The following is a 13,416-nucleotide window of genomic DNA, read 5'->3' as shown; positions in this document are numbered from 1 at the left end:
AAGGTGGGGGTGAATGGGGGCGTCATGGGTTTTGGTGGCACTGCAGTTTTTAGATGAAATTGGCCTCTAGCGCTTATTGGATAAGCGCTAGCAGCTATCAAAACAGGAGTTTTCCCAGTTGAAGCCAAATCCCATGCTCGGACAAGCTGATTCTTCCAATAGCTAGGCGCTTCGGTACTTGGCAATCACATCAGACAAGGCCACCGCCTTGATCTCACCGCGCCGGTAGGCGGCGAACCGGTCGCTGGCCTCACTGGCCCAGAGCGTGTCCAGCGCAGCGTCGGGCTGGTCCAGGCTGTCCAGGATGCGCTCTACCACTTCCATGCTCTCTGCGGGGGGCAGCTGAGCGGCTTGGGCGCTGAGGGCTTCGGCGGTGGTGGACATGGCGGCTCCAGGTGTATCAGCGGGAAGAGTCACTATAGCTAGAGCGCGGACACCTGCCAGACCGCATCAGGTGCGCCCGGCTTATACGGCCATCGCCTCGCGCAGCACCTGGTCGCGAAAGCTGGCGGCCAGGCTGTTGGGGGTAAGCACATCCACCTCCATGCAGGTAAGGGCCGCGTTATGTGGGGAGGTTTACACATTACAGTGATGCGACTCTTTCGAATTTTTCAACTGCAGAAAATATCCAAACTCGAGGGCGTTGCTCAACCGTGCCGGTTATCGCGATGAACTGCGCACCGTTGATGTGCGCAGTATCAGCCTCTTTGTATTGATCAGCGGATAATTCAGCGGCAGCCCGAATCCATCCTATGTCACGTAGATTTAGAGCGAGCTCAACCCAGCCTGCGCGTCTTCCCCCGTCAATAATATCGCCTCGCAAAGCCTCAACCGTTCCAATAAAGCGGTTAGTGTGGGTGGCCTCTTGTGGGCGCAATCTTTCTGCAACTTCATAAATTTGTGCGGCGTCATTCTGAGAAAAATGAACTACTCTTTCTGCATAGTCTTCCGCGGTAGGCTTAATTAACTCCGACCACGCAAATCCAAATTCGACTCCACTGCCAGTATCAGATGCCGCAATATTTCCAATCGCCTGAGCAATGTTTGCTGACACATGAGGACTGGTTGATGCTAGAACATCATTTGCGAATTGGATGTGTTTTCGGTCAGAAATAGCTTCTTCAAGTGCGGAAATGCCAGTATGAAGTGTTAAGAACGTTTTTCGCGTAACTGGAAGGTCATTTTTTTCTAAGCCCAGTGGAAGCTGCTCGCCTGTAGAAAGAATTGGGCACGAAACGCTAAGTACAAAACTCCCGTATCGTGTGTGATTGAAAATAGCCCTATCTAACAAGCCATTTGATATTTTGTTATCAATTCTTCGGTAATAGGTTTCTGGTTTCTGGGCTTGGCAACTGGCGGCCAGTATCAAGACTTCTGTTTCCGTCAAGGCTGTTCGGGCAAGCGTCAATGGAATGCCCTCACCATCTTCAGATGGCTGCACTATCCGCAAAATTAGACTGTCGGCTGAGTGCGGCAACTGGCCTTCTCGGGCCGTACCTACTTCCCTGATCAGCTTTTCTATGGGTTGCTTCTCAAGAGCTGCGAGTTTGGAAAAAAGTATAGAAATCGCATCGTCGTAATCTGATGCGCTCTCTTTGTTGGGTAGGCTGAGTTCCCTGTTTGGAAATCTGGCGTTTGTGAATAAAAGTAAATGCTCGTTGAACTTGGCTCGCTCAACTTCCCGCCAACCACGAGAAACCAATAGATGAGTTATGTGCGAAATTGGAAATCTCATTTCGCCTCCATTGGCACATAAGTTGGAAAATTACCGATGGATACATCGGAAAATAGCCCCCGAAGTGCTGCGGGGGTGAGTAAATTTTGCTTTGGAATATGTACTGTTACAGAAGCTGTTGTAACTTCTGCAGCACCCGCCAAGCTAACCCAATAAGCTGACCTTCTGAGGGCTAGAGACTGCTCGGTAACGGATAGCCAGGTTTGTTTATCTCGAGGAAGAAAAAGTACGACTAATATGCGCGGCGCTGAATAGGCAATCGCGCGCAAGTCATTATATTGAGAGACCTTTTTCAGTGAATATGAGAAGTGAGTTCCTAAGTCAATCGGTTCAGCTATCGTGGCCTTCAACTGTACTTTCAAATCGACTTCAATTTTCGCCCCTTCAGCGAAGGGGCCCCACGATGTGAGCACCGCATCTATGCCCCTGTTGTCTGAGAGACGTTGCGCGACGGTGCAACTGGCTTGAGATTGCGAGGCTACTGCATGCAAAAAGGCATAACTAAGTTCAGCCTCGATATCGGTGTCTTCAATTGCTATCGTCACTTACCCTCCCATTTTTATTTCCCCCAACTATCCTTTAACCCTACCGCTAAGTTGAATACGGGTTTACCCGCCGCGTGATCTACCCGGTCCGCCACAAAGTACCCGTGCTGCTCCAACTGGAATTTGTCCGGCGGCTTGGCATTGACCAATTACGGTTCCGCGATGGCGGTCACTACCGTCAGGCTACTTTGGTTCAAGCTCTCAATAAAGTCCTTGCCGCCCGCGTCGGGGTGGGCGTCCAGGAACAGGCGGTCGTACATGCGCACTTCGGAGTTCACGCCGCCGGGTTTTTAACGGCGGTGCCTGTCCAACTCTGTGTAGGCAACTTGAGGCCATTGGCGGTGAGTTGCTTCTTCGCCTGCTTGGAGGCTTGCTTGAGAGCGTTGTCCACCCGGTCCTGCATAGGTGCAGCAGGTTTGCTGGGGGTGGCGCGTTCTACTGCCCGAGTCGTTGAAGATTCAGCCATTTGTCCGGGTCCTCTACGTAAGTGCGGCGTGCAGTGCCGCGTGCGATGGATGTTAGCGCGCCGGTTGCATTATCAAGAACGCGCCAGCGATCTGCCAAGGGTAAATACAGGGCAAACAGGTTGTGCAGGCTGCGCTGAAAGCGGCGGGCAATGTCCTCGGTCGGGATGTTGTGGCCGCCGAGTTTGACGCGCAGTGCAACGCGTTGGGTGGCCAGCTTGGCGCTGGGCAGTGCCAGGTAATAGATGTGCACGTGGTAGCCCTGCGTTTTGCAGCGGGCCAGAAACAGTACGAAGGTACGGCTGGACAGTGTGGATTCGAACGCGAAGCTGACCTGTGCCGCAGCCAGGGTGCGCAGGCGTTGCAGCATGATGCGCCCGGCCTCAAACGCCACGGTTTCAGGGGCGTAGGCCGAGAGCCCTGCCGCAATTTGGTCGGCGTTCACAAACTCCAGAATGCCCAATGCGTCTTTGAGCAAATAGGGCGCCGCAGTGGATTTGCCCGCGCCGTTGGGCCCGGCAATTACCACCACGGTGGGCTGCTTGGGCTTGGGGGCGCGGGCGGGCATGCCTACTTGCCCCAACTGTCTTTCAACCCCACCGCCAAGTTGAACACCGGCTTCCCCGCCGCATGATCCACCCGATCCGCCACAAAGTACCCATGCCGCTCAAACTGAAACTTGTCGTCCGGCTTGGCCTGCGCCAATGAAGGCTCGACGATGGCTGTCACCACTTTCAAACTGTCCGGGTTCAGGCTTTCAATGAAGTCTTTGCCGCCTGCATCGGGCTGCGCGTCCAGGAACAGCCGGTCGTACATGCGCACTTCGGCCTGCACGCCATCCGCCACACCCACCCAGGTGATGGCGGCCTTGGCTTTCACGCTGTCGGCGCCGGGGGTGCCGCTTTTGGTGCCGGGGATGACGGTGGCGAGCACTTCGGTGATGTGGCCGTTGGCATCCTTATGGGCGCCGGTGCATTCGATGACGTAGCCGCCCTTCAAGCGCACCTTGTTGCCGGGAAACAAGCGCTTGTAGCCCTTGGGCGGCACTTCTTCGTAGTCGGTGCGTTCGATCCACACCTCTTTGCCGATGGTGAAGTGGCGTGTGGGCGATTCGACTCCCTCGGGCGGGTGTGGCAAAGCGGGCAGGCTGCAGGGCTCCAGGTGGCCTGCACCCATCACGTCGTCCCAGTTGGTGAGCACTAGCTTGACGGGGTTCAGCACGGCCATGCCGCGGTGGGCTTTCAGCTCCAGGTCTTCGCGCAGGCAGCCTTCCAGGGTGCTGTAGTCGATCCAGCTGTCGGACTTGGTGACGCCAATGCGTTCGGCAAAGGTCTGGATAGAGGCGGGCGTGTAGCCACGGCGGCGCAGGCCGACGATGGTGGGCATGCGGGGGTCGTCCCAGCCGTTGACTTTGTGGTCGTACACCAGTTGCGCGAGTTTGCGTTTGCTGGTGATGACGTAGGTGAGGTTCAAGCGGGCGAACTCGTACTGGCGCGGGGGCGGGGCGCTGAGCAGTTTCCCCTCGATCAAGCGCTCCAGCAGCCAGTCGTAGAAGGGGCGCTGGTCTTCAAATTCGAGCGTGCACAGGCTGTGGGTGATTTGCTCCAACGCGTCTTCAATCGGGTGCGCGTAGGTGTACATCGGGTAGATGCACCATTTGTCGCCCGTGTGGTGGTGCGTGGCGCGGCGGATGCGGTAGATGGCCGGGTCGCGCAGGTTGATGTTGGCGCTGGCCATGTCGATCTTGGCGCGCAGCACCATGCTACCGTCTTCGTGCTGGCCGCCCTGCATTTCACGAAAGCGCGCCAGGTTCTCGGCGGGGGTGCGGCTGCGAAAGGGGCTGTCCACGCCAGGTTTGCTGAAATCGCCGCGGCTGAGGCGCATCTGCTCGGCCGTTTGTTCGTCGACATAGGCGTAGCCGGCTTCGATCAAGTACTCGGCAGCGCGGTACATGAAGTCGAAGTAGTCGCTGGCCTGGTAGGGTTTGTCGTTGCCCGGCTGGCTCCAGTCAAAGCCCAGCCATTTCACCGATTCGATGATGCTGTTGACGTACTCGGTGTCTTCCTTTTCCGGATTGGTGTCGTCAAAGCGCAGGTGGCATACGCCGCCGTAGTCGCGTGCCAAGCCGAAGTTGATGCAGATGCTCTTGGCGTGGCCAATGTGCAGGTAGCCGTTGGGCTCGGGCGGGAAGCGGGTGCGGATTTTGGCTGGGTCGGGCGCGCCTGCGGCCTGGTGCGCGGCGTCGCCGGGGCTGCCGGCCCAGCGGCGGCTGGTGTAGCTGCCTTTTTCGAGATCGCTCTCGATAATCTGGCGCAGGAAATTGCTGGTTTTGGTGGCGTCCGCAGTATTGGCGGCGGGCGTGAAGGCAGGGGCGGTGGCGGTCATAGCGGGCATTTTAGGTGGCGCGTTCGTGCGGTTTTACGCATGGAAACAAGCCGTTGTACGCACAGACACACTTTAGGCGGGCATTTGTGCCATCCTTTGAGGCATGTGGCGCGTTATAGCGTCTAAGGGTTGGCAAAGCGGTCAGCCCGTTTAACCAGGAGATGCATATGTTCAAGACCGTTTTCAGCAAGCTGGCCGTTGTGGGCTTTGGCGTTGCGCTGGCGGCCTCGGCCGGTGTGGCGCAGGCGCGCGACAACGTGAATTGGTCGATAGGGATTGGCGTTCCAGGCGTGGTGGTGGGGGCCAGCAATGGCTACTATGGGTACAGTGCCCCGGCCCCGGTGTATTACGCACCGCCCCCGACGTACTATGTCCCGCCGCGCCCGGTGTACTACGCCCCGCCGGTGGTGTATTCGCCGCCGCCCCCGTATTACTACCGTGGCCGTGGCTACTACCGCGACTACGACGACTACCGCGGCCATGGCCACCGCCACTGGCGCGATCGCGACTGATGTCGCCTGCCGCGTGCGCTGCCGTTCCGTGGGGCGGCGCACGCCGCATAATTTGCGCTTCATCCGCTTGCGCGCCGGTTTGCCTTGAGCCGCGCCGGCCGCACCCAGTCTGAAAGCGCATTTGTGTCCACTCTTTTCGTTCTCAACGGCCCCAACCTCAACCTGCTCGGTTCGCGCGAGCCGGCGGTCTATGGGCACCACACGCTTGCTGATGTCGAAGCCCTGTGCGCAGCGGCCTGCCAAAAGGCCGGTTTCGCGTTGCGGTTTCACCAGAGCAACCACGAAGGCGCGCTGCTCGACTGGCTGCACGAGGCCGGGCGCCTGCACCAGCAGGGCGAACTGGCCGGCGTGGTGCTGAACGCCGGCGCCTACACCCACACCAGTATTGCGCTGCACGACGCCATCAAGGGCACGGGCGTGCCGCTCATCGAGCTGCACATCAGCAACGTGTTTGCGCGCGAAGCCTTTCGCCACCACTCGACGATTTCGCCCGTGGCGCGCGCCGTGATGTGCGGCCTGGGCGTGGATGGCTATCCCCTGGCCATCGACGCGCTGGCGCGCATGCAGGCGCAGACCTGAGCCCATCGCTGCATGGCAGACCCTGCGCCGCTGATCGCTGTTCCCGAGACTGAGGTGGAGATCACCGCCATCCGTGCGCAAGGGGCGGGCGGGCAGAACGTGAACAAGGTGTCGAGCGCTGTGCATCTGCGCTTTGATATTCATGCCTCGTCCCTGCCCGAAGACGTGCGCGAGCGCCTGCTTTCGCTGCGCGATGCGCGCATTACCGACCAGGGCGTGGTGGTGATCAAGGCGCAGCAGTTTCGCACCCAGTTGCAAAACCGCGCCGATGCGCTGGAGCGCCTGAACGCCTTGGTCAACAGCATTGCCGTCCCGCCCAAGGCCCGCCGCGCCACGCGGCCCAGCTATGGTTCCAAGATGCGCCGCCTGGAAGGCAAGAGCCAGCGCAGCGACACCAAAGCGCTGCGCGGCCCGGTGCGCGACTGATGCACCATCGGCTGGCGTGGCGGCCGGCACTGGCACCACCTGTGCAACGCTGTATCCGCTGGCGCAGGGCTTGTCGGGCGGCAACAGAGGTCTAAAGTGGGAGGCTGCTTTGAAAGCCCACCATGTCCACTTCTTTCCAAGACATTTCTCTGTCCCGCAGCATCGTTCCCGCACTGTTTGTGTCCCACGGTGCGCCGCTGTTTGCGCTGGATGCAGGCGAGACCGGCCCGGCACTGACACGCTGGGGCGCCGCGCTGCGCACGCAGTTCCCTGGCTTGCGCGGCGTGCTCATCATGTCGCCACACTGGATGGCGCCGGGCGTGCGCGTCGGCACCGGTGCGCAGCCGACCACGTGGCACGATTTCGGCGGTTTTCCGCCCGCGCTGTACCAGTTGCACTACCCGGCGCCCGGTTCGCCCGCGCTGGCGGGCGAGGTGCTTGCATTGCTGCAACAGGCCGGCATCGAGGCCGAGGGTGATGCCAAGCGGCCGTTCGACCATGGCGCCTGGGTGCCGCTCATGCACCTGTTTCCGCAGGCCGATGTGCCCGTGGTGCAAATCGCTTTGCCAGAGCACGCTGGCCCGGCCGAGGTCTATGCGCTGGGCGCTGCCGTGCAAAGCCTGCGCAGCCAGGGCGTGCTCGTCATCGGCTCGGGCAGCATGACGCACAACCTGGGTGAGTTTTTTGGCGGCGCACGCGAACCGGCGCCCTACGTGCTCGCGTTCAGCCGCTGGATCGAGGCGGCGCTGGCGCGTGGCGACATGGCCGCCTTGCTGGACTACCGCCGCCAGGCCCCAGAGGCCACACGCGCCCACCCGACGGAGGACCATTTCCTGCCGCTCTTCTTTGCGCTGGGTGCTGCCGGCAAAGATTTGCACGCCAACTACTTGAGTCGCGAGGTGATGTACAGCATGCTGGCGATGGACGCATTCGAACTGCAGCCGCAAGCCTGAGCTATGGAGGCTGCAGATATTTGGTTAAAACTGCCACTGGCGCTTATCCATGCTTGATTTACCGCTCACATTTTTGAAGCGACCCGCCTTGCCCAGCGTGCCGCAGCCCTGGCTGCTGGTGTTGCTGCATGGGGTAGGCAGCAACGAGCAGGACCTGTATTCCCTCTGTGCGCAGTTGCCCGAACGCTACTACGTGCTCAGCCTGCGAGCGCCCTACCGCATGGGGCCGGGTGCGTTCGCCTGGTTCGACTATTCCATTGAGCCTGGCGGTGTGCGCACCATTGATGAGGCGCAAGAGGCCGCCAGCCGCGCACTGTTGGCGCAGACCTTGGCCGGCGCTTCGGAGCAGTTGGGCATTCCGCCGGAGCGCACCGTGGTGGCCGGTTTCAGCCAGGGGGGCGCCATGGCGCTGGGCCTGCTGCTGACGCAACCCGCGCTGATGCGTGCCGCCATCGTCTGGCATGGGCGCCTGTTGGACCAACCGCTGGCGGCACTGGCCCCGGCCGACGCATTCCGCGGACGAGCCCTGTGGGTCAGCCATGGCACGCACGACGGGGTGATCCCGCTGGCGCACGCCCAGGCCATTGCGCACCACGTGGCACCGTTGCCGCTGGCATTGGCTTACCGCGAATTCCCCAGCGAGCACGAAATCCGCCCCTCCGAGCTGGCAGCCACGCTGAGTTGGCTCGAAGCCTTGAGCACGACGCCGAACGCGTTTTAGAGCGCGCCCACCGGCAGCGCTACGGTGCGCTTGACTTCCTTGAGCGAAAAGCTGGTGGATATTTCGCGCACGCCGGGCAGGCTGCGAATGCGCGTGCGCACATAGTCGGCAAACATCTCCAGGTCGGGCGCCACCAGCTCGATCTGGTAGTCGTAGCGGCCCGAGAGGTTGTGGCACGACAGCACCTGCGGCAGCGCCAGCACCTCGCGCTCGAACGCCGCCGTCACCTCGGCCGTGTGGTTGTGCAGGCCCAGTTGCACAAACCCCAACACGCCGTAGCCCACGCGGTGGCGGTCGAGGTGCGCGTGGTAGCCGCTGATGACACCCGATTCCTCCAGTTGCCGCACGCGCCGCCAGCAGGGTGAGGTGGAGAGCGAAACCCGCTCGGCCAGCTCGCCCACGGTGGCACGGCCGTCTTTTTGCAGCGCGTCGAGCAGGCTGCGGTCCACGGCGTCCAGCGTGGCGGTAGTGCGAAGCATAAATTGCCTTTAAATCTATATAAAAAGGTGAATACTTCCAATGTAGCGTGTTTGTATGGGTCAGATAGCGAATTTTTACCCGGTGATTTGGCAAAGAATTCAGTCACCAAACACGCTATTTCAGGAGACACCCCATGGGCAAGGCCAACACGCACACCGGCGGCTTCAGCACCCGCGCCATCCACTTTGGGTACAACCCCGCCGACCACCAGGGCGCCCTGGTGCCACCCATCTACACCTCGGCCACCTTTGCCTTTCCCGATGTGGGCTACGGCGGGCGCTGCTTTACCGGCGAAGAAAACGGCTACTTCTACACCCGCATTGCCAACCCCACGCTGGCGCTGCTCGAAGGCCGGTTGGCCAGTCTGGAGCAGGGCGCGGGCGCGGTGGTGTTTGGTTCGGGCATGGGCGCCATCACGGCCACGCTGTGGTCCATGCTGGAGCCGGGCGACGAGGTGCTGGCCGACATGACGCTCTACGGTTGCACGTTTTCGTTCCTGAACCACGGGCTCGCGCGCTTTGGCGTCGGCGTGCGCCATGTGGACATGACCAACCCGGCCAATGTCGCGGCGGCCCTCGGCGACAAGACGCGCGTGGTCTATCTCGAATCGCCCGCCAACCCCAATATGCGCCTGGTGAACATCGCCGCCGTCTCGGCGCTGGCCCACGCGAGTGGCGCAAAAGTGGTGGTGGACAACACCTACTGCACACCCTACCTGCAGCAGCCGCTGCTGCTGGGCGCGGATGTGAGCGTGCACTCCATGACCAAATACCTGGGCGGCCACGGCGACCTGACGGCCGGCGCTGCCATCTTTGCCGACGCCGAGCTGGCCCAGCGCGTGCGCCTCTATGGCCTCAAAGACATGACCGGCGCGGTGATGTCGGCGCAGGACGCCCACTTGGTGATGCGCGGGCTCAAGACGCTGGCGCTGCGCATGGACCGCCACTGCCAGAGCGCGCAGACGGTGGCCGACTTCATTGCCGCCCACCCCGCCACCGCCGTGGTGCATTACCCCGGTCTGCCCAGCTTCCCACAGCATGCACTGGCCAAGCAGCAGATGCGGCAAATGGGCGGCATGATCGCCTTTGAACTACAAGGCGGCCTGGAGGCCGGCGTGTGCTTCATGGACGCGCTGCAGCTCGTCACGCGCGCCGTGAGCCTGGGCGATGCCGAGACCCTGGCCCAGCACCCGGCCAGCATGACGCATTCCGTTTACACGCCCGAAGAGCGCGCCGCACACGGCATCTCCGAAGGCCTGGTGCGCATGTCGGTGGGGCTGGAGGATGTGACTGACCTGCTGGACGACATCGGACAGGCGTTGGACCTTGCCCACGCGAAAGCGCTCAGGAGCGCGCCGAAAGCGCAGACAGCGGCAGCGCCGTCTTGTAGCGAACCTGCTTGAGGGCAAAGCTGGAGCGGATCTTTTCAATACCTGGAATCGGCGAGAGCTGCTCCAGGATGAAGCGCTCCAGCGCCGCCATGTCGGCCACCGCGACGCGGATCAGGTAGTCGCTGTCGCCGGTCATCAGGTAGCACTCCATGACTTCGTCCTGCTCGGCAATGCGGCGCTCGAAGTCAGCCAGCGCCGCTTTGTTCTGCGCCTTGAGGCTGATGCTGATGAACACGTTGAGCCCCAGGCCCAGCGTCGCTGCATTGGCCAGCGCCACGTAGCGGCTGATGACGCCAGCAGCCTCCAGCGCCTTGACGCGCGCCAGACAGGGCGAGGGCGAGAGGTGCACGCGCCGCGCCAGCTCCACGTTCGAGAGCGAGCCATCGGCTTGCAGCTCGTGCAGGATGCGCAAGTCGACGGTGTCCAGCTTCATATGCTTCAAAAATAGCTTTTAGCAGCGTATTATGCCGCTCATGTTTCATGCCACAGCGCAATCAGCACCACATTTTCCCGTGAACCGCCTAGAGTCCAAGCCATGAACGCCCTTACGCCCCACGCCATGCTGCAAGCCCCTGACCCGCTTGATGCCGACCCCGAAGAAACCGCCGAGTGGCGCGAGGCCTTTCTGGCCCTGGTCGCCACGCAGGGGCCACAACGCGCCCGCCACATGTTGCAAGAACTCGCGCGCCTGGCGCGCTCGCAACGCGTAGGCTGGCAACCGGGCTTGAACACGCCGTACGTGAACACGGTGGGTGTGGCGGAGCAGGGCGTGTTCCCGGGCGACCTGGCCATCGAAGAGCGGCTGGGCTCCATCATTCGCTGGAACGCGCTCGCCATGGTGGTGCGCGCCAACCAGGCCTATGGCGAGCTGGGCGGCCATATCGCCAGCTACGCCAGCGCGGCAGATTTGTTCGAGAGCGGCTTCAACCACTTCTTCCGTGCCCGCGAAGGCCTGGGCGAAGGGCAGCACCGGGGCGATCTGGTGTTCTTCCAGCCGCACAGCGCGCCGGGCGTGTATGCGCGCGCCTTCCTCGAAGGCAAGCTCTCTGAGCAGGATCTGATGCACTTTCGCCAAGAGCTGACGGCGCCCGCCGCAGGCGCGCGCGGCCTGTCGAGCTACCCGCACCCCTGGCTGATGCCCGATTTCTGGCAGTTCCCCACAGGCTCGATGGGCATAGGGCCGATCAGCAGCATCTACCACGCGCGCTTTATGCGCTACCTCACGCACCGCAACCTGCTCGATTGCGGCGGCCGGAAAGTGTGGGGCGTGTTTGGCGACGGCGAGATGGACGAGCCCGAGAGCACCAGCGCGCTTACCCTGGCTTCGCGAGAAGGCCTGGACAACCTGGTCTGGGTGGTCAATTGCAACCTGCAGCGCCTCGATGGCCCGGTGCGTGGCAACGGCCGCATCATCGACGAGCTGGAACGTCTGTTTGCCGGTGCCGGCTGGAATGTCATCAAACTCGTCTGGGGCAGCGACTGGGACGGCCTGTTTGCCCGCGACTTGACTGGCGCCCTTGCACGTGCGCTGGAGGGCACGGTCGACGGCCAGATGCAGACCTTTGCCGCCAAGGACGGGCGCTTCAACCGCGACAACTTCTTCGGCCAGAACCCCGATCTGGCTGCGCTGGCGCAGGGTATGACGGACGAGCAGATCGACCGCTTGAAGCGCGGTGGCCACGACCTGGTAAAAATCCACGCCGCCTACGCCGCAGCCAGCGCACACAAGGGCCAACCCACCGTCATCCTCGCCCACACCAAGAAGGGCTACGGCATGGGCACGTCCGGCCAGGGCAAGATGACCACGCACAGCCAGAAGAAGCTCGACGGTGCCGATCTGATCGAATTTCGCAACCGATTTAATCTGCCGCTCACCGATGAACAGGCCACCAGTCTGGCCTTCTACAAGCCCGCCGAGGACAGTGCCGAGATGCAGTACCTGCGCAGCCACCGCCAGCAGCTCGGCGGCTACCTGCCGCGCCGCGAAACAGCGTGCGAGGCACTGCCCGTACCGCCCATCGCCAGCTACGCCCAGTTCGCGCTGCAGGCCGCTGGCAAAGAGATGAGCACCACCATGGCCTTCGTGCGCATGTTGACGGGTCTGCTCAAAGACGCAACGCTCGGCCCGCGTATCGTGCCCATCGTGGCCGACGAGGCGCGCACTTTTGGCATGGCCAACCTGTTCAAACAGATTGGCATCTACAGCAGCGTGGGCCAGCGCTACGCGCCCGAGGACATTGGCTCGGTACTCGCCTACCGCGAAGCTTTGGATGGGCAAATTCTCGAAGAAGGCATCAGCGAGGCAGGAGCGATTGCGAGCTGGACGGCGGCGGCGACGAGCTACAGCGTGCACGGCCTGGCCATGCTGCCGTTCTATATCTACTACTCGATGTTCGGCTTTCAGCGTGTGGGCGATGCCATCTGGGCCGCTGCGGACCAGCGTGCGCGCGGCTTCCTGCTGGGCGCCACCTCGGGCCGTACCACGCTGGGCGGCGAGGGCCTGCAGCACCAGGATGGCACCAGCCACCTGGTGGCGGCCACCATTCCCAACTGCAAGGCCTACGACCCGGCGTATGCGGGCGAGATGGCCGTGATCGTGGACGCCGGCATGCGCGAGATGGTGACCGAGCAGCGCGATGTTTTCTACTACGTCACGCTGATGAACGAGAACTACGCCCAGCCGGATTTGCCCGAAGGCACCGCCGAAGGTGTTCTGCGTGGTTGCTACATCTTCAATAGCTGGAAGCGCTTACCAGATAAGCGCGAGAGGCCGATTTTATCTAAAGAAATAACGCTGCTAGGCTCCGGTGCGATCTTGACCGAAGTGGTCAAGGCGGCCGAATTGCTGGCCGCTGAGGGCATCGAGGTGACGGTGCTGAGCGTCACGAGCTGGAGCGAACTGGCACGCGACGGCCAGGCCTGCGAGCGGCGTGCTCTGGCAGGCGAAGCAGAACCCGGCGTGCCCTGGCTGACCCAGCAACTTGCTGCCACGCACGGCCCGGTGATTGCTGCTACCGACTACGTGCGCGCCGTACCCGAGAGCGTGCGCGGCATCGTCCCACCAGGGCGGCGCTACCTCACGCTGGGCACTGACGGCTTTGGCCGCAGCGACACGCGAGCCGCCCTGCGTGGCTACTTTGGGGTGGATGCGGCCAGCATTGTGAGGGCTGCTTTGGGGTGCTTGGCGCGGTAGCCATTGAACCCATAGCGAAACTGGCCGCCAGCG

The 13,416-nt window shown here is 62.0% G+C and carries 14 protein-coding genes and 1 pseudogene; 7 read left to right on the top strand and 8 right to left on the bottom strand.

All coding sequences use genetic code 11. From position 1 onward, the window contains the following. Positions 1-162: 162 nt before the first annotated feature. From AC07ZH_RS11800 to AC07ZH_RS11775, 6 genes and pseudogenes are all read right to left on the bottom strand, one after another. Positions 163-384 carry an addiction module protein gene (locus AC07ZH_RS11800; RefSeq protein ID WP_495199895.1) on the bottom strand — a complete coding sequence of 74 codons (222 nt, stop codon included), beginning with the start codon at positions 382-384 and terminating at the stop codon, positions 163-165. Positions 385-583: 199 nt separating this feature from the next. After that, on the bottom strand, positions 584-1,735 hold the full coding sequence (locus AC07ZH_RS11795) for a hypothetical protein (RefSeq protein ID WP_495199894.1): 1,152 nt from the start codon (positions 1,733-1,735) through the stop codon (positions 584-586). Beyond that, the gene (locus AC07ZH_RS11790; protein WP_121419524.1) at positions 1,732-2,280 is read right to left on the bottom strand and encodes a DUF4365 domain-containing protein; all 549 of its coding nucleotides are present in this window, start codon (positions 2,278-2,280) and stop codon (positions 1,732-1,734) included. The genes AC07ZH_RS11795 and AC07ZH_RS11790 overlap by 4 nt, the downstream gene beginning before the upstream one ends. Positions 2,281-2,294: 14 nt before the next feature. Next, positions 2,295-2,552, bottom strand: a pseudogene (locus AC07ZH_RS11785) (glutamine--tRNA ligase); the annotation flags it as partial. 163 nt (positions 2,553-2,715) lie between these two features. Then, positions 2,716-3,312 carry an ATPase gene (locus AC07ZH_RS11780; protein WP_495199893.1) on the bottom strand — a complete coding sequence of 199 codons (597 nt, stop codon included), beginning with the start codon at positions 3,310-3,312 and terminating at the stop codon, positions 2,716-2,718. Between the two features lie 2 nt (positions 3,313-3,314). Then, complete coding sequence (locus AC07ZH_RS11775; protein WP_495199892.1) at positions 3,315-5,129, bottom strand: glutamine--tRNA ligase/YqeY domain fusion protein; 1,815 nt, start codon at positions 5,127-5,129, stop codon at positions 3,315-3,317. 161 nt (positions 5,130-5,290) lie between these two features. Here AC07ZH_RS11775 and AC07ZH_RS11770 point away from each other — a divergent pair, with 161 nt between their 5' ends. The 5 genes from AC07ZH_RS11770 (at position 5,291) to AC07ZH_RS11750 (ending at position 8,320) form a co-directional block, all read left to right on the top strand. Continuing rightward, positions 5,291-5,641: a hypothetical protein gene (locus tag AC07ZH_RS11770; protein ID WP_495199891.1), complete on the top strand. Its 351-nt coding sequence runs from the start codon at positions 5,291-5,293 to the stop codon at positions 5,639-5,641. A gap of 123 nt (positions 5,642-5,764) precedes the next feature. Further along, positions 5,765-6,220: a type II 3-dehydroquinate dehydratase gene (gene aroQ, locus AC07ZH_RS11765; protein ID WP_495199890.1), complete on the top strand. Its 456-nt coding sequence runs from the start codon at positions 5,765-5,767 to the stop codon at positions 6,218-6,220. Between the two features lie 12 nt (positions 6,221-6,232). Then, positions 6,233-6,646 (top strand): alternative ribosome rescue aminoacyl-tRNA hydrolase ArfB, encoded by a 414-nt coding sequence (gene arfB / locus AC07ZH_RS11760; protein WP_495199889.1) that lies wholly within the window; start codon positions 6,233-6,235, stop codon positions 6,644-6,646. A 122-nt stretch (positions 6,647-6,768) separates the two neighbouring features. Beyond that, positions 6,769-7,599, top strand: a complete 831-nt coding sequence (locus AC07ZH_RS11755; RefSeq protein WP_495199888.1) for a DODA-type extradiol aromatic ring-opening family dioxygenase — start codon at positions 6,769-6,771, stop codon at positions 7,597-7,599. Positions 7,600-7,648: 49 nt separating this feature from the next. Continuing rightward, positions 7,649-8,320 carry an alpha/beta hydrolase gene (locus tag AC07ZH_RS11750; RefSeq protein ID WP_495199887.1) on the top strand — a complete coding sequence of 224 codons (672 nt, stop codon included), beginning with the start codon at positions 7,649-7,651 and terminating at the stop codon, positions 8,318-8,320. On the opposite strand, the gene AC07ZH_RS11745 is transcribed toward AC07ZH_RS11750, so the two are convergent. Further along, the gene (locus AC07ZH_RS11745) at positions 8,317-8,799 is read right to left on the bottom strand and encodes an Lrp/AsnC family transcriptional regulator (RefSeq protein WP_495199886.1); all 483 of its coding nucleotides are present in this window, start codon (positions 8,797-8,799) and stop codon (positions 8,317-8,319) included. The two genes, AC07ZH_RS11750 and AC07ZH_RS11745, sit on opposite strands and share 4 nt — an antisense overlap. Before the next feature lie 134 nt (positions 8,800-8,933). Between AC07ZH_RS11745 and AC07ZH_RS11740 the strand changes: the two genes are divergently transcribed. After that, positions 8,934-10,202, top strand: coding sequence for a methionine gamma-lyase (locus tag AC07ZH_RS11740; RefSeq protein WP_495199885.1), 1,269 nt, complete (start codon positions 8,934-8,936; stop codon positions 10,200-10,202). On the opposite strand, the gene AC07ZH_RS11735 is transcribed toward AC07ZH_RS11740, so the two are convergent. Continuing rightward, positions 10,144-10,623 carry an Lrp/AsnC family transcriptional regulator gene (locus tag AC07ZH_RS11735; protein ID WP_495199884.1) on the bottom strand — a complete coding sequence of 160 codons (480 nt, stop codon included), beginning with the start codon at positions 10,621-10,623 and terminating at the stop codon, positions 10,144-10,146. The two genes, AC07ZH_RS11740 and AC07ZH_RS11735, sit on opposite strands and share 59 nt — an antisense overlap. Before the next feature lie 102 nt (positions 10,624-10,725). Between AC07ZH_RS11735 and mdeB the strand changes: the two genes are divergently transcribed. Beyond that, a complete protein-coding gene (mdeB, locus tag AC07ZH_RS11730) occupies positions 10,726-13,383 on the top strand; it encodes an alpha-ketoglutarate dehydrogenase (protein WP_495199883.1) in 2,658 nt (885 codons plus the stop codon). Positions 13,384-13,416: the final 33 nt, after the last annotated feature.

Source organism: Simplicispira sp. GW247-4R2A (assembly GCF_059424465.1).
The sequence above is the reverse complement of the archived record's forward strand: the minus strand, read 5'-3'. Positions and strand labels throughout refer to the sequence as shown.